This is a genomic window from Exiguobacterium aurantiacum DSM 6208, assembly GCF_000702585.1.
In the GTDB taxonomy this organism is placed as follows: domain Bacteria; phylum Bacillota; class Bacilli; order Exiguobacteriales; family Exiguobacteriaceae; genus Exiguobacterium; species Exiguobacterium aurantiacum.
The window spans coordinates 441,194-456,380 of sequence record NZ_JNIQ01000001.1; the positions used below are offsets into that span (position 1 = coordinate 441,194).

Genomic DNA, 15,187 nt, shown 5'->3' on the forward strand with positions numbered 1-15,187 from the left:
GACACCTCATTTGGGTGACGAGACTCCTTTTTGGTTGGGGCTTACTTCACCATTTTGATGATGGCACGAATAACAAGGAAACTGACCCCAATCATGGCTCCTGCCAACAGCAAGCTGGCGCCACCGACGATGCCGAGTGTGAACATAATGGTCCTCCGTGGTGATGTGATCATCGTTACTTCCCTACGATATCATCTGTCCCACCAGTACATAAGCTGCGTTATTTTTTTTCGCCGTTCAACGCTTGTATTTCTCAAGCAACGCTTTCGGGATGTGACAATAATCGTCCGGGCAGCGTGCGAGACGGTCCTGATGCTCGTCCGCGCTCGGAATATAGTTCGTGAGCGGCAACACTTCGACCGCGATTTGGTCCGCGTCGCTTCGCCTTTGGATAAACGCACGTGCCACCTCTACATGTTTCGCATCCTCACTGTATAACCCGGTCCGGTACTTCTCTCCGACATCCTCGCCTTGTCGGTTGACGCTGTACGGGTCAATGATTTCGAACAAGTACCCCATCAACGCTTCAATCGTGACGACTGTCGGATCAAATATGGTTTTGACGCATTCAGCGTATCCATCATAGTCTCCTTCGAGCGTGGTCGTCTTTCCGTTCGCCCGTCCGGCTTCCGTCTCGATAACGCCGGGTAACGTCTTGACGAACGCCTGCACACCCCATAGACAGCCTCCTGCGAGATATACCGTCTGCATCACATCATCCCCTTTAAGAAAATTAGTAAAAAATCCCACTATTATGAAGCAATACGATAAACTAGAAGAAACGTCGTGTTCATTTAGGAGGAAGCTATGTGAAAAAACTCATCTTGACCACATTTTATACGATGACGCTTTGTTCAGGCATCTATTACGTCGCGACGGGCGAATCGTTCGTCACGATGAGTCAGTCCGTCCCACTCGATCAAGCCGAGGTGGAGCGCTACTTGGCGACCGAAGTGATGGCGCCGAACTTTGGTGGTGATGTTTATACGACGTATAAGATTCTCGACACGAGTACGACGAAACATGAGATTTACGTGTGGGCACTCATTCAAGAGTATGTGCGAGAAGGTGACCGCTTCGAGACAGGTACGGGCATGTCCGGTCCGCTCGTCCTCTACGTCGATCGTGCGGCAGAGATGTTCACGATTTCAGGTCATGAATCGCCACGTCCTGGAGATTACTATCCGGGCGACGTACGACGCATGTTCCCGCTCTATGCTGAACTGTCTGTCCTCCCGCATCCAATCTCGCTCGGCGAAAAACTACATGATCAAATGGAACAAAAGCTTTCACGTAGCCATCCTGTGAAAGAATGAAAGGAAAGTTATTTATGAAATTAGTTATTCGCGCCGCCTTGATTTCGGCCGTGCTTCATCTCGTTTATTTCATCGCGACGTTCGGAATCGGCTTCATCCGGACACTCACGTATGAGCCCGACATCATCACCAAAGCGGACAACGTCGTCGTCTTGCAAGACGAGGTCGTCATCGTGACGACCGGGGCGCCTTTCTTGTTCGTGTACACATTTTTTGGGATCACACTCATCGCTGCACTGCTTCTCACAGGGGTGCGTAACCGAACAATGCGAAAGGGAAGCCTGCGCTAATGATATGCTCCCCAATAGGTAGACAGATGAAATAACAAATCTGTTTATCTGATTGGGGAGTGTTTTTTATGGCGAGAAGTCGGCATTCAATCGAACAAAAACTGAGTGCACTACGGATGATGGAAGAAGAAACATATACGTGGAAGGAAATCGAGGAGGCCCATGACGTCTCTGAGCATACCCTCCGGGTGTGGAAAGTGAAATTCGAGACCGGCGGAATCGACGCCTTGAAGGAGTCGAGGACATGGAAACTGTACACAAAGGAACAGAAAATAGCGGCCGTACGTGACTATCTCGATGGGGTCACCATGGTGGAAGTCCTCTCCAGACATCAAATCAGTAGTCGTTCGGTTCTATATCGGTGGATCAAGAAGTATACTAGTCATAGCGAGTTAACAGATTCGAGAAAAGGGATGGATCGAGCTATGACAAAAGGGAGAAAGACCACATTCGAGGAACGCATGGAGATCGTCAGGTATTGCCTGGACAATGGACGGAACTATCAACAGACGGCCGAGATATTCGCCGTGTCGTACCACCAGGTCTACGGCTGGACGAAAAAATATGACGCCGACGGCGTGCACGGGCTCGAGGACCGGCGCGGACGGACGAAGCAAGAAGAGGAACTGACCAACGAAGAGAAGCTCGAACGTCGCATCCAACAGATCGAGCGGGAGAACGAGCGCCTGCGGGCCGAGAACCTGTTCCTAAAAAAGTTAGAGGAGATCGAGAGGAGAGGTTGATCAGCCAAATCCGGCTACAATTACGTTACATGGCGATCGAGGAAATGTCGACGACCGACACGTTCCCGGTCGTGCTCCTGTGTGAAATCGCGCAGGTCTCACGGGCCGCCTACTACAAATGGTTGAAGCGTACCGTCTCGGTACGCGAGGAGGAGAACTTGGGCTTACTGGAGGACATCCGTCTCCTCTATGACCAGGTGAACGGGACCTACGGCTATCGACGGCTCACCATGACAATCAACCGCAGACGACGTCAACATGGCCTGCCGGCATACAATGAGAAGCGGATCTATCGTCTCATGCGCATCCATGAGATCCGTTCGGTCATCCGCCAGAAACGAAAGCGGCATAAGAAATCGTCACCGCAACATGTGGCCGAGAACCTGATGAACCGGGAATTCAGCGCGTCCCGACCGGACGAGAAGTGGTGCACCGACGTCACCGAGTTCAAATATGGCGCCGGGAAGAAGGCGTATCTGAGCGCGATCATCGACCTCTATGACGGCTCGATCGTCGCCTATCGCATCGGGAAATCCAACAACAACGCGCTCGTCTTCCAGACGATGATCCCAGCCATCGCGGGGCTCCGTTCAGGAGCGAGTCCGATGATCCATAGCGACCGAGGGTTCCAATATACCTCGAGAGGGTTCAAACGCATGGTGGAAGACGCGGGGCTGACCCACAGCATGTCCCGGGTCGGACGTTGTCTCGACAACGCCCCGATTGAGGGTTTTTGGGTACCCTGAAAGTCGAGATGTACTATTTGCGTGAGTTCCAGGCCTACAGCGAACTCACATCAGCCATCGAGGCCTACATATCGTTCTACAACCATGATCGTTTCCAGAAACGACTAAACGGCTTGAGCCCTGTCGAATACAGGACTCAAGCCGCCTAGGCTGGTTTTCATTATTTGCCCTGTCTACTTGACAGGGAGCAGTTCATAAGCAAAGCTCCCCTTTTTTGTTTAGCTGACGTGTCGTCCTCGGTCTTCTACGCCCGGTCAGTTTTGTTTCACACTCAAGACGGTCACCGTCAATAAAATGATCGCCATGCCGCTCATTTGGATGACGTTGAGTTGTTGACTGAGAATGAAGAATCCGAACAAAGAGGCCGTGACCGGTTCGACCATGGCGACAATCGAAGCCGAGGTCGGGGACGTTCGCTTCAACCCGATTACAGAACTTCATAGCGAGAAAGCCCACTCCTTTAGGGGTGGGATGAAAGCTATGTCGGATACGGAGTGTCAGTAATAAACCGCCGGTTTTGACACTTCATGTATCCGAAAGGTTTTGTTTCAATTAATTAGTTTAACTGATACAATAATGTTATGGAAAACAACTATAGAAAAACCCATACTACTGTTTCTCTAATCAACTATCATTTCGTATTTTGCCCTCGATACAGAAGGAAGATATTCCTTCGTAATGATGTAGAAGTACGTTTCAAGGAGCTTGTATCTGAAATATGTGAAGATCTGAATATCAATATGATAGCTTTAGAATGCGATAAAGATCATACACATATGTTTCTTAATGCCCTGCCGACACTTAGCCCTGCCGACATCATGGCAAAAATCAAGGGAGTGACATCTAAAAAGTTAAGAGAGGAGTTTCCTCACCTTCAACATTTGCCGAGCCTCTGGACGCGTTCCTACTTCGTCTCTACTGCCGGGAACGTATCGAGCGAAACAATCAAACGCTATGTCGAACAACAAAAAACGAGGGGGTGACACTGTGTCTCAAACGCTGACAGTCAACATTAAACTGAAGCCAACAAAAAAACAGGAAGTTGTCTTGAAAAAGATGATGACCACATACATTGAGACGACCAACCGACTTGTCTCTGACATGGTGAAAGCCCAGGCGACACTCAAACTAACGAGTAAGAGTGTCTCCTCGCCCTTGCCTAGCGCCGTTAAGAATCAGGCTATTAAAGACGTACAGAGTGTATTTAAAAAGGCGAAGAAATCGAAATATAAAGTCGTGCCTATTTTGAAAAAACCTTATTGCACATGGAACAACCAGAACTATTCGTTCGATTTTGAGTCGATCTTTCTTCCGATCATGGTGGATGGAAAGGCAAAGAAAACGCCAATTAAAGCAGAAATGGTCGATAAACACAATCGTAACTTTTCGCTCTTGAACAACAAGCTGGGTGCACTTCGTATCACGAAGAAATCAAATAAGTGGATTGCTCAGATTGCCGTCACAATCCTTACTACTGAGAAGACCGGCTCTAAGGTTCTAGGTGTAGATTTAGGTTTAAAAGTACCAGCGGTTGCATCGACCGATCGTGACAAGGTGCGATTCTTCGGAAACGGGCGCGAGAACAAGTATATGAAACGCAAGTTTCGAGCAAAACGAAAAGAGCTCGGTCAAAAGAAGAAGCTGAACGCAATCAAAAAGCTGAACAACAAAGAACAGCGTTGGATGAAAGACAAAGATCACAAGGTTAGCCGTGATATTGTCGATTTCGCAAAAGAGAACAACATTTCTGTCATTCGCCTCGAGAAATTGGCGAACATCCGACAGACGGCAAGAACAAGCCGTAAAAACAATAAGAATCTGCATACATGGTCGTTCTATCGCTTGGCACTATTTATCGAGTACAAGGCGAAGTTAGAAGGAATCAAGGTCGAATATGTGAACCCTGCGTACACATCTCAGACATGTCCTTCTTGCGGAAGCCGGAATAAAGCGAAAGACCGAACTTATGTCTGTAAATGCGGATTCAAGAAACATCGAGATTTAGTCGGTGCGATGAACATCCGATACGCACCTGTGGTTGATGGTAATAGTCAATCAGCCTGAGAACCTATATGGTCTGTCTCAGGAGGGGTGATGGCACACCCTCATCTGAAGGTTTGAGCAAAACAGAAATGGACTGCGCTCGCACAAGCACTTCAGAATCCCACTCATCCCGAAGGGTGAGCTTGTGGCTTTAGCCGTGGGAGTGTCAAATATAAAAAGAAAGACAAACCCGCCCCAAAAACCCCCAATAGGATCATCCACCATACGTCTGGTGAAGAGACGACCGAGACAGTGTCTTTCAAGTCTACGAAAAACAACATGATAAACGTGAATGTGAGAAACGCGATCATCAGAATACCTTGGGGTTCCCCGTGATCGGAGGCGTATTTAAAACCAAATATGAACAAGGCATAGGCGAGCCCGGCCCCTAAGCCTGCAACTAGTCCAAGCGTCGTCACTTGATTTGAGTCGATGCTATATACTTCCGTCAGCAATACGATTCCCACAATCACGAACGCGATCGCGCCGAACTTGAAGAGCGAAGGCTTCTCCAATCGAAAGACAAATGAGATGACGAGCACGAATATAGGCGCCGTGTACATCAACGTGGCGGCCACGGCGACGCTTGATTCGGCGATGCCAATAAAATAGAACACGAAGTTACCGGCTACTCCGATCCCCGCCACGATGGCCCATAAGACCAACAATTTGGTCAACCGCGTCGGTCGAAACAAGAACCAGACGAGGAGACAGACCAATCCGACCGCACCTCGGTAAAACGATATGATGAGCGGGTCCCACCCTTTGTCCATGAGAAAGCCGCCTAACCCTCCCGCAATGCCCCATAATATCGCAGACAACGCGACCAATCCTAAGCTTAAATTTCGCATAGTCCGTCCCTCCACATCCGTCATTCGACTCTGTGCAGGTAACTATACCTCTAACGAAAACCTTTATAACTCGACTTAAGTAGATTGCGGCCGACAAATCTTATTTATGGTACGGTTCATTCCGATTGATCCGATACGCGCGGTAAATCTGCTCGCACAAGACGAGTTTCATCACTTGGTGCGGGAACGTCATCTTCGAGAACGAGATCGTATCGTTCGCGCGTTTCATGACGTCCTCGGATAAGCCGAGCGAGCCACCGATGACGAACGCGATTTTGCTCTTGCCGTATGTGGCGAGTTGGTCGAGTTCACGTGCGAACTCTTCACTCGTCCGCTGTTTGGCGTTGATGGCGAGGGCGATGACGTGTGTATCCGGACTGATTTTCGCTAAAATCCGCTCGCCTTCTTTTTGCTTTACTAAAATCATGTCTGCCTCACTCAAATGCTCGGGCGCTTTCTCGTCCGCGACCTCGATTTCCTGCACTTTCGCATAGGCAGATAGCCGTTTCGTATACTCGGCGATTCCTAGTTTTAAATATTTTTCTTTCAGTTTGCCAACCGTGATAATTGAAATATTCATCCAATTCTTCCTTTTTCCACAGATTTTTTGGAGTTATCCATAGGGTTATCCACAGAGTTATCCACAAATCCACATGTTGATAATCATTTTTTGCTTGACACAACATATGTTGCGTCGGCGTCACAGAACTCACATTTCACTTGTCCACTTGTGGATAGTTCCTCGAGCAATGGATATTCCCCCGTCTCATCGACGATGATGTCTAAAGCGATTTCAACATGTTCCTTGCATACTTTTTTTTCCACAGCTTTTTCCTCCTTAAAAAAGAAGCGTCGCCGCTTCTTCATGTCGCTTCTGTTAACGTGGCTTCTGTTTTGTTCAGTTGACCGCGCCTTGTATATTCGATTGATACCGTATCCCCGACCGTCGAGTCGCGGTAGAGCGCATCACGTAAATCGACATATCGCCTGATTTCACGATCACCGATCTTCACGATGACGTCACCGACCCGAAGCCCCGCCTGTTCGGCCGGACTCCCGGGTGTGATCTCTTCGACGAAGACGCCGTCCTCATTGTCAAAGCTGATGCCGTACTCTTCCCGCACGTTTCCAGGTACGGCGATGACTTCTTGAATCGTGACGCCGAGCTGGGCCCGCGTGACGCGACCGTCACGCTCGAGCATGTCAATGACCGGCAGCGCCACGTTGACGGGAATCGAGAAACCGACCCCCTCGACGCTCGCTTCGGCGATTTTCATCGAGTTGATGCCGACGAGCTCGCCGCGGATATTGATGAGCGCCCCGCCGGAATTGCCCGGGTTGATGGCCGCATCGGTCTGGATGACCTCAGCATTGTAGTCCATGAGCCCATCACTGTTCGTGTCGACCGGCACGGTGCGTTCGACACCACTGACGATACCACGGGTGACCGAGTTTGAAAAGACGCCGAGCGGATTGCCGATCGCCATGACCGTCTCCCCGGCTTGAAGCGTCGTCGAATCGCCGAGGACGATCGGTGTCGCCTCGATGTTATCTGGCAAATCGACGGCCGCGACCGCCAAGTCGTTGAGCGGGTCCTCGCCTAAAATGGTTGCCGTCGCCACTTGTCCGTCCGAAAAGGCAACGCTGATCTCATCGGCCTGCTCGATGACGTGGAAGTTCGTGACGATATACGCCGTGTCTCCGTCGACTTTATAGATGACACCAGAGCCCGCTCCAGCCTCCCATTGCGAATTGGATGTGAAAGCGCGCTGAATGTTCGTGATGCTGACGACGGACGTCTTTGCGCCCGTCACGGCCGTCGTGATGTCCGATTCGGTGAACGTGACGGCTTGTTCCGTCCGAATTAGTTCATTCGTCACAAAACGAGAGGTCGGGGAATCCCAGAGCATCATCGCCAAAAAGAACAAAGCCGCTCCTAAGAATCCGCCAACCCCTCCGAGTAACAACGGTTTTATATTCATCCGTGGCTTATGGCGCACGCGTTCCTCGCTTTTCGGACGCCAGTCGCTGCGAGATGGATAAGTTGATTGATCGTTCATCGTGTCTGCTTCGTGCGTTAAAGGTTCGACGTCTTGAGGTTCATACTCATGGTGTCTCTCTTCATTCACGACGCGTCCCCCCTTCAAGACAGTGTGTTATCTGTCTTTTCCCAACTTCGCTTATAAAGAAACGAGTGAAGTTGGGACGGTTGGGTCGGTATCGCACAATTTGATGCGGCCGAGGTCGACATCACGCATGCCGAGCGTCTGGGCGACGCTCATTTGCGCGAGTTCTTTCATGTTGTTATCTTTGCTCAAATGGGCCAAATAAATCCGTTTCGTCCGCTCTCCGATGACCTCGCTCATGGCGATGGCCGCATCCTCGTTCGAGACGTGTCCGTAATCACCGAGGATCCGTCGCTTGACGCTCCATGGATAACGGCCCATCTGCAGCATCGACACGTCATGGTTCGACTCGAAGATGAAGTCGTCCGCGCCGCGAATGACCCCCTTCATCCGATCCGACACATAACCGGTGTCGGTGATGTGGGCGAGCCTTCTGCCATCATGGGCGAACTGGTAGAACATCGGGTCGGCGGCGTCATGGCTGACGTTGAACGACTCGATTTCGATATCCCCGAACTGTTTAATGTCCCCGACCTCAAAGTGGAACTTTAAGGACGGGTCGATTTTCCCGATATTCGCCTCCATCGCGTCCCACGTCTTCGCGTTCGCGTAAATCGGCAAGTTGAACTTACGGGCCAAAATTCCGACCCCTTTTATATGGTCGGAGTGCTCATGGGTGACGAGCAGTGCGTCGACCCCTTCAAACGATCGGCCGATCTCGGTGATGCGTTGCTGCATCGCCTTGCCGGTCAATCCGGCGTCGACGAGCAATTTCGTCCGGTCCGTCTCAATATAGAGGGCGTTACCGGTCGAACCGCTCGCGAGCACACTATAGCGTAAAGTCACTCGATCACTCCTTTCATTCTACTGTGTGAAACTCGACCCGCTCGACCGTCCCGTCAATCGCGTTGACGAAATAGACGTTCTCGTCGATCGCAATCGACCAGAGCGGTGGCATAATAATCAGACTGCCCGAGCTATCGAGCGGGAGGCTATAAAATCCGGTGTTGATGGCTCGCATCTCTTGATTCGGCTGGAAATACTTCCGCGCCGCCAGTTGCGAGATCGCCTCACTCGCCGTCAAGACGAGATCGTCTTGCGACTTCGACGACAAGTTCGTCAAATGGCGCTGTTTGTAATCGGTCACTTCATAGTCCTCGTTCAACTGAAGAAGCAACAAGGAAGGACCGATGTATTTCTCGGTATCGGCCTCGATTTCCGGATTCGAGAAAATCTTGTTGTTCTCATACGTCTGCACGAAGGCGATTTGGCGCGTCTCTTGATCGAAACGCCAATACGCATACTCAGAACCGAACGGCACGTAGTCGGTGACGAACGTCGCCGCTGTCGTCCGTAAATCGGCCTCGTCGAGCGGAACCGGGTCTTTCAACTCGACTTCGAGCTGCATGTTGTCGAGTGTCGTCGCCAGTTGCGCTTCCCGGTTTTTCGTGATCATCGACGCTGACATCTGTTCGGACGAGCCGGTCAAATAGCCGATGTCTCGCCCCATCCGTGGCAATTTTGAGGCGTCGACGTCACGCTGGTCCAAGATTTGGGCAATCGACGTGTTATCGTTCGTCACGACTTCCGTTGCCCACGTCTCGGTCAAGAGCTGGAACAACAGGTAGATGTTCAACGCGAGGAAGGCGAAGAGCAGAATCGTTTTCGCTTTACTCCAATCCACGATACATCATCCTTTCCGTCCAATCTCCCGGTTTATCATACGGCACCCAACGTCCCGCTTCCCGGACGAACCAGTTCGGCGAGAACGTGACGTACCGACTCGTATCTTCATTGTATTCAATTTCATAACCGAGGCGAATCTCGGTGACGTTCTCGAATCGGCCCGTATTGACGAGCGTGTCGAGGACGTCTTGGCCGCCTGCAAGCTGTGTCGTCCCTACGGAGATCAAGCGATCGATCTCGAGGTGATGACGCGTGATCGACCGGACTTGCGTCCCGTCGTTTTCGACACGCAGTGTGGATAAGTCGACCGCATCGTTGTTGATGAACGCCTCACGTTGACTGAACACGGGATAGCCGTTCACATGAAACCGGAAGACGGTCGTCTCGAACCCTTTGTTCGCCGGCGTGATGGCGTCAAATCGGAGCGACAACCCTTGGCTCTCTGACGTCTCGTCGACCCATCCGCCATGAAAGTTGACGAAATCGACAATCGTGTCGAGACCGATGACCGATTCACGCTCGCTACTGTTACGGGACAAGTTACGGTAACGGCTCGCATTTAATTTCGCATCATACTCAGCGACGCTAATCCCGTTCGTGAGGGCACCGACCGAACTCGCCGGGTCGACTTCCTGCACGTTCGGATCGCCTGGGAAGAACGTGTCGCGCATCCAATCGAGGCGGGCCGCGATTTGAATTTGAGACACGTCATACGCGAACAGTTCGTTCATTTCCGGTCCGACGACGGGAATGTAGTTGACGCGGTCCTCAGCGTAAGTGACACGCTGCATCGCCCGATTTGAATCTTTTAAGAACAGACTGTTGACGTCACCCGTACCGATTTTGGCCAAGCGTCCCTCCCAAATCGATTGGTCGCTCATGATGGCCCGAATCTTCCAAACGTCTCCATCCCTAAAGATAAGGGCCCGTTGTGGAACTTTTCCGGACAAACTGTACGATCCCGGCACGATGTATCCGAGCGTGTCCGCATAATACGGCTCCGGCAAGATCAGTTCGAGCGCATCGTTAATGCCGGAATATAAACTTGGCACGTTTTTTGCGGCGAGCGGTTTGAACTCGTTCGCCTCGAACGTATCACGAATGACCCGGGCGATTTGTTTCGGTGTGTTTCTCGTCGCGAAGACGGCGTTGTTCTCATGTACGACCGTTTGGGCCGGAACGATAACCTGGCTCGTCCGGCGTTGGAGCGACGTGTCGACCGTCGCGACTTGCGTCTCCGACTGGACCGACTGATACTTCGGATGATAATCCCAAAGGATAATCGTTTGGACGATGGACGTGACGATCAAGGTGAGCAAGACGAGCGATTTCACTAATTCTGGCTTCGCCCAGAAACGTTTTCGTTCCATCAGTCATTCACCTCCACGATCGTATCGAACGGGATTGTGAAATAAATCGTCGTCCCGCGGCCGAACTCACTTTCCGCCCAAATATCACCACCGTGCGCCGAGACGACTTCTTTGGCGATTGACAGACCGAGTCCGGTTCCGCCGATGTTGCGCGCCCGTGCTTTGTCGACCCGATAGAAGCGCTCGAAGATTTTCTTCAAGTTCGATTTCGGAATACCGACCCCTTCGTCTTTAATGCCGACGACGAGTCGTTTCGCCCGCAGCATCGTCCGGAACGTGATCGTCCCGCCTTCAGGTGAGAACTTGATCGCATTCGTGATGATGTTGTCGATCACTTGCGTCATCTTGTCCTGATCGGCATGTACGTAGACGCGACGCTTCATGAGCTTGCGCCGGAACTCGATTGATTCACCTTTCGTCATCTCGTGACGGTCGATGATGTCGTTAAAGAACTGAATGAAGTCGAACTTCACTTTCTGCATCGTGTATTCTTTACTGTCCATTTTCGACAGTTGTAACAAATCGTTGACGAGGCGGATCATCCGCTCCGTCTCGTTTTGCGTCGTCTCGAGGAACCGCGGAGCGAGCTCATCGTCTTTATACGCCCCTTCGGCGAGCACTTCGAGATAGCTGCGCATCGTCGTGAGCGGTGTTCTGAGCTCGTGGCTGACGTTCGCGACGAACTCGCGGCGATCCTGCTCGACTTGCTCTTGTTCGGTGACGTCGTGCAAGACGACGATGAGTCCGGTGATCGGACCGCTATGTTTTTGAATCGGTGAGAAGTAGGCGCGGACGAGGAACAGTTCTTCGTCGGTGCTCAAATCGATCAATTTCGGCGGCATCGTCCCGTCTTCCGGGATGACGATGTCGTCATCGAATTCGAGCAAGCTTTGAAGGTTCGCCCCCATCGCCTCTTCTTCTTCCACTCCGATCATATCGCGCGCTTGATCGTTCATGAGAATGACGCGCAGCGAACGGTCGGTCGCGACGACCCCGTCCGACATGTTTTCTAACACGCTCGTCAAACGGCGGCGCTCGGCCTCGGTCGTGGCGTTCGCTTCCATGAGCTCATCTGTCAACTCATTAAAAGCGTAGGCCAGTTGACCGACCTCGTCGTCAGAATACACTTTAACTTTCCGCGAGAAGTTCCCTTTTCGCATCTCGACGGCTTGGCGACGCATGTCCGCAATCGGCCGTGTGATCGTCCGGGACAGCAAGATGCCGAGAATCGACGTGATGATCAAGGCGATGAGCGTCCCGGTCGCGAGGATGCGGGTCACTTGTTCCATCTGATTGTAGATGGACTGCATCGACGCCTCGATATAAATCATGCCCGTCGTCGTCCCGTCGACCTCGGACTTGATCGGGACGGCGACGACGCGCATCCGTTCGTTCGAGTCTTCATAGACGACCGTCTCCTGGGCGCCGCTCGTGGCGAACGATTTTTGGATAAACGTGCTCGCCGTCCGTTGTCCGACGAGACTTTGGTTGTTCGGGTTCGACGTCGCCCGCACGACACTGTTCGTGTCGATGATTTGGACTTCGCGAATGTCGTCAGCTAGCGTCGTGCTCTCCGTAAACTCAGACAGCAGTTGATCCAGTACCTGGTTCAACTGCTGATCCGTTGTCGAGTCACCGCCGTTCGATGCAATCCCTTGACTGACGTTGTAGCTCAGAAGGTTGGCACGATCGACGAGCGACTGCGAAAAGTTGTTGATGTATTGCCGTTCAAGGGAACGTACGAAGTACACCCCGATGACTTGCATCGCAACAAGAATGAGCAGCGCATAGATGACGACGAGCTTCCACTGGATAGATTTAAAGAAGTTCGTCCGTTTCATCGTTTAGTCTTCTTCTCCTGCTTTTAAATAGTAGCCGACACCGCGACGTGTGATGATATACGTCGGCGTCGATGGGTTATCTTCGACTTTCTCGCGCAAACGACGCACTGTCACGTCGACCGTGCGGACGTCGCCGAAGTAATCGTAACCCCACACCGTCTGAAGCAAATGCTCGCGCGTCATCACTTGCCCGATGTTTTGAGCGAGGTAGTGGATGAGCTCGAACTCACGGTGCGTCAGCTCGATTTTCTCTTCACGCTTCGTCACCATGTAAGAGTCCGGGTGAATCGTCAAGTCACCGATGACGATATCGTTCGCATTGGCGCCTTTCGCTTCCGGGGCCGGGGCCGTCGCATGACGGCGCATGTTCGCTTTGACGCGGGCCAACAGCTCACGCGAGCTGAACGGCTTCGTCACATAGTCGTCGGCACCGAGTTCGAGACCGAGTACTTTATCGATCTCTGAGTCTTTCGCCGTCAACATGATGATCGGCATATCGTATTTCTTCCGTACTTCACGGCACACTTCCATGCCGTCTTTGAGCGGGAGCATGATGTCGAGCAAAATCAAATCGGGCTTGACCTCTTCGACTTTCACGAGCGCCTCTTCCCCGTCGTAAGCGACGTGGACTTGGTACCCTTCTTTTTCAAGTTTGAACTTCAATATATCAGCAATTGGTTGTTCGTCATCTACCACTAAAATCGTACGATCCATTCAGTGAGTCCTCCTCTATCATTAAACGTACACGTCCTATTGTAACTCTTTTTCTATAGGTTAGAAAGCGTGGTTCATTTCCGTGGAAATGAAAAAAGAGCCACATGGGCTCTTTCACTTAAGCTTCGTAAATGTCACGCAAGATGACCGTCTGTTCACGCGCCGGTCCGACCGAGAACGTCAACAGTTCGATGCCCGTCAACGCTTCGATCCGCTTGACATAGTTCTGCGCGTTCACCGGCAAGTCTTCGAACTTGCGGACGCCTGTGATGTCTTCCGTCCAGCCTGGGAGCTCTTCATACACCGGCTCACACTTGTCGAGGACACGGAAGTTCGGCGGGTACTCATCGAGGAGCTTGCCTTCGTATTCGTATGCCGTACAAATCTTCAGCGTCTCAAGACCTGTCAACACGTCGATCGAGTTGAGGCAAAGGTCTGTGATCCCACTGACACGACGCGAGTGACGGACGACGACCGAGTCGAACCAACCGACACGGCGCGGACGACCTGTCGTCGTGCCGTACTCTTTACCGACCTCACGGATCGTGTGGCCAATCTCATCATCGAGCTGTGTCGGGAACGGGCCGTCACCGACACGTGACGTGTACGCCTTACAGACACCGACGACGTGATGAATCTTCGATGGACCGATACCGGCACCGCTCGATACCCCGCCTGACGCCGCGTTCGATGACGTGACGAACGGGTAAGTCCCGTGGTCGATATCAAGGAGGACACCTTGCGCCCCTTCGAAGAGCACTTTCTCTTCTTCGTCGAGCGCGTTGTTCAACACGACCGACGTATCGCATACGTACTTGGCGAACTGTTGACCGTAGGCGTAGTATTCCTCGAAGACGTCATCGAACTCGACCGCGTCGACTTCGTACATCTTCACGAACATGCGGTTTTTGATCTCAAGAACGGTCTTGAGCTTCTCGGCGAACACTTCTTTGTCGAGCAAATCAGCGATGCGAATCCCGATACGCGCTGCTTTGTCCATGTAGCAAGGACCGATCCCTTTGAGCGTCGTCCCGACTTTCGCGTCGCCTTTCGCGTCTTCCTCGAGCTTGTCTTGCAGTTGGTGATACGGCAGGATGACGTGCGCCCGGTTCGAGATGCGGAGGTTATCCGTGCTCACACCGCGCTCATGCAAGTAAGCGAGTTCTGTGATGAGTGACTTCGGGTTGACGACCATCCCGTTACCGATGACACACGTTTTATCCGAATAGAAGATCCCTGATGGAATCAAATGAAGCTTATATTTCGTATCATTGAAGACGATTGTATGACCAGCGTTGTCTCCCCCTTGATAACGCGCGACGACGTCGGCTTGTTTCGACAAGAAATCGGTGATCTTCCCTTTTCCTTCATCGCCCCACTGCGTTCCCACTACGACTACTGATGACATAATGAATCCTCCTTGTAAATAAGCGTTCTGTTCAAACCATCCGTAAGTGTACA

At 51.7% G+C, this 15,187-nt stretch carries 17 protein-coding genes and 1 pseudogene; 5 read left to right on the forward strand and 13 right to left on the reverse strand.

Annotated features, from left to right (window positions below; genetic code table 11):
- Window positions 1-41 precede the first annotated feature (41 nt).
- Both P398_RS17130 and P398_RS0102425 read right to left on the reverse strand, forming a co-directional pair.
- The gene (locus P398_RS17130; protein WP_255313316.1) at window positions 42-173 is read right to left on the reverse strand and encodes a hypothetical protein; all 132 of its coding nucleotides are present in this window, start codon (window positions 171-173) and stop codon (window positions 42-44) included.
- 64 nt (window positions 174-237) lie between these two features.
- Window positions 238-711 carry a peptide-methionine (S)-S-oxide reductase gene (locus P398_RS0102425; RefSeq protein WP_029333988.1) on the reverse strand — a complete coding sequence of 158 codons (474 nt, stop codon included), beginning with the start codon at window positions 709-711 and terminating at the stop codon, window positions 238-240.
- A gap of 98 nt (window positions 712-809) precedes the next feature.
- On the opposite strand from P398_RS0102425, the gene P398_RS0102430 reads away from it, so the two are divergent.
- From P398_RS0102430 to P398_RS16510, 3 genes and pseudogenes are all read left to right on the forward strand, one after another.
- Entirely contained in the window at window positions 810-1,316 is a 507-nt protein-coding gene (locus P398_RS0102430; RefSeq protein ID WP_029333989.1) for a hypothetical protein, read from the forward strand.
- Window positions 1,317-1,330: 14 nt separating this feature from the next.
- On the forward strand, window positions 1,331-1,606 hold the full coding sequence (locus P398_RS0102435; RefSeq protein WP_051638851.1) for a hypothetical protein: 276 nt from the start codon (window positions 1,331-1,333) through the stop codon (window positions 1,604-1,606).
- Window positions 1,607-1,674: 68 nt separating this feature from the next.
- Window positions 1,675-3,244 (forward strand): annotated as a pseudogene (locus P398_RS16510) (IS3 family transposase).
- A gap of 105 nt (window positions 3,245-3,349) precedes the next feature.
- On the opposite strand, the gene P398_RS16515 reads toward P398_RS16510, so the two are convergent.
- Window positions 3,350-3,517 carry an EamA family transporter gene (locus tag P398_RS16515; RefSeq protein ID WP_326932340.1) on the reverse strand — a complete coding sequence of 56 codons (168 nt, stop codon included), beginning with the start codon at window positions 3,515-3,517 and terminating at the stop codon, window positions 3,350-3,352.
- 159 nt (window positions 3,518-3,676) lie between these two features.
- Between P398_RS16515 and tnpA the strand changes: the two genes are divergently transcribed.
- Window positions 3,677-4,078 (forward strand): IS200/IS605 family transposase, encoded by a 402-nt coding sequence (gene tnpA, locus P398_RS16520; RefSeq protein WP_024371868.1) that lies wholly within the window; start codon window positions 3,677-3,679, stop codon window positions 4,076-4,078.
- Between the two features lie 4 nt (window positions 4,079-4,082).
- A complete protein-coding gene (locus P398_RS0102460) occupies window positions 4,083-5,159 on the forward strand; it encodes an RNA-guided endonuclease InsQ/TnpB family protein (protein ID WP_029333991.1) in 1,077 nt (358 codons plus the stop codon).
- A 104-nt stretch (window positions 5,160-5,263) separates the two neighbouring features.
- Here the strand turns inward: P398_RS0102460 and P398_RS0102465 are convergent, their stop codons facing one another.
- The 10 genes from P398_RS0102465 to P398_RS0102510 form a co-directional block, all read right to left on the reverse strand.
- Window positions 5,264-5,989 (reverse strand): DMT family transporter, encoded by a 726-nt coding sequence (locus P398_RS0102465; RefSeq protein ID WP_081828268.1) that lies wholly within the window; start codon window positions 5,987-5,989, stop codon window positions 5,264-5,266.
- Window positions 5,990-6,089: 100 nt separating this feature from the next.
- Window positions 6,090-6,569: a 23S rRNA (pseudouridine(1915)-N(3))-methyltransferase RlmH gene (gene rlmH, locus P398_RS0102470; protein ID WP_024371066.1), complete on the reverse strand. Its 480-nt coding sequence runs from the start codon at window positions 6,567-6,569 to the stop codon at window positions 6,090-6,092.
- 83 nt (window positions 6,570-6,652) lie between these two features.
- On the reverse strand, window positions 6,653-6,814 hold the full coding sequence (locus tag P398_RS16310; protein ID WP_071398695.1) for a CxxH/CxxC protein: 162 nt from the start codon (window positions 6,812-6,814) through the stop codon (window positions 6,653-6,655).
- A gap of 38 nt (window positions 6,815-6,852) precedes the next feature.
- Window positions 6,853-8,118 carry a S1C family serine protease gene (locus P398_RS0102480; RefSeq protein WP_029333993.1) on the reverse strand — a complete coding sequence of 422 codons (1,266 nt, stop codon included), beginning with the start codon at window positions 8,116-8,118 and terminating at the stop codon, window positions 6,853-6,855.
- Between the two features lie 51 nt (window positions 8,119-8,169).
- Window positions 8,170-8,961 (reverse strand): MBL fold metallo-hydrolase, encoded by a 792-nt coding sequence (locus P398_RS0102485; protein WP_024371068.1) that lies wholly within the window; start codon window positions 8,959-8,961, stop codon window positions 8,170-8,172.
- A gap of 13 nt (window positions 8,962-8,974) precedes the next feature.
- The gene (locus P398_RS0102490; protein WP_029333994.1) at window positions 8,975-9,799 is read right to left on the reverse strand and encodes a two-component system regulatory protein YycI; all 825 of its coding nucleotides are present in this window, start codon (window positions 9,797-9,799) and stop codon (window positions 8,975-8,977) included.
- On the reverse strand, window positions 9,786-11,171 hold the full coding sequence (gene yycH / locus P398_RS0102495) for a two-component system activity regulator YycH (protein ID WP_029333995.1): 1,386 nt from the start codon (window positions 11,169-11,171) through the stop codon (window positions 9,786-9,788). The genes P398_RS0102490 and yycH overlap by 14 nt, the downstream gene beginning before the upstream one ends.
- Window positions 11,171-13,012, reverse strand: coding sequence for a cell wall metabolism sensor histidine kinase WalK (gene walK / locus P398_RS0102500; protein WP_024371071.1), 1,842 nt, complete (start codon window positions 13,010-13,012; stop codon window positions 11,171-11,173). Before walK ends, yycH begins: the two co-directional genes overlap by 1 nt.
- 3 nt (window positions 13,013-13,015) lie before the next feature.
- The gene (yycF, locus tag P398_RS0102505) at window positions 13,016-13,726 is read right to left on the reverse strand and encodes a response regulator YycF (RefSeq protein ID WP_024371072.1); all 711 of its coding nucleotides are present in this window, start codon (window positions 13,724-13,726) and stop codon (window positions 13,016-13,018) included.
- A gap of 118 nt (window positions 13,727-13,844) precedes the next feature.
- Complete coding sequence (locus P398_RS0102510; RefSeq protein WP_024371073.1) at window positions 13,845-15,134, reverse strand: adenylosuccinate synthase; 1,290 nt, start codon at window positions 15,132-15,134, stop codon at window positions 13,845-13,847.
- Window positions 15,135-15,187 lie beyond the last annotated feature (53 nt).

Excerpts from the sequence above, each read along its gene's own strand:
- P398_RS17130 (WP_255313316.1), bottom strand. The coding sequence starts at position 173 with ATGATCACATCACCACGGAGGACCATTATGTTCACACTCGGCATCGTC.
- P398_RS0102425 (WP_029333988.1), bottom strand. The coding sequence starts at position 711 with ATGCAGACGGTATATCTCGCAGGAGGCTGTCTATGGGGTGTGCAGGCG.
- P398_RS0102435 (WP_051638851.1), top strand. The coding sequence starts at position 1,331 with ATGAAATTAGTTATTCGCGCCGCCTTGATTTCGGCCGTGCTTCATCTC.
- tnpA (WP_024371868.1), top strand. The coding sequence starts at position 3,677 with ATGGAAAACAACTATAGAAAAACCCATACTACTGTTTCTCTAATCAAC.
- P398_RS0102465 (WP_081828268.1), bottom strand. The coding sequence starts at position 5,989 with ATGCGAAATTTAAGCTTAGGATTGGTCGCGTTGTCTGCGATATTATGG.
- rlmH (WP_024371066.1), bottom strand. The coding sequence starts at position 6,569 with ATGAATATTTCAATTATCACGGTTGGCAAACTGAAAGAAAAATATTTA.
- yycH (WP_029333995.1), bottom strand. The coding sequence starts at position 11,171 with ATGGAACGAAAACGTTTCTGGGCGAAGCCAGAATTAGTGAAATCGCTC.
- walK (WP_024371071.1), bottom strand. The coding sequence starts at position 13,012 with ATGAAACGGACGAACTTCTTTAAATCTATCCAGTGGAAGCTCGTCGTC.
- yycF (WP_024371072.1), bottom strand. The coding sequence starts at position 13,726 with ATGGATCGTACGATTTTAGTGGTAGATGACGAACAACCAATTGCTGAT.
- P398_RS0102510 (WP_024371073.1), bottom strand. The coding sequence starts at position 15,134 with ATGTCATCAGTAGTCGTAGTGGGAACGCAGTGGGGCGATGAAGGAAAA.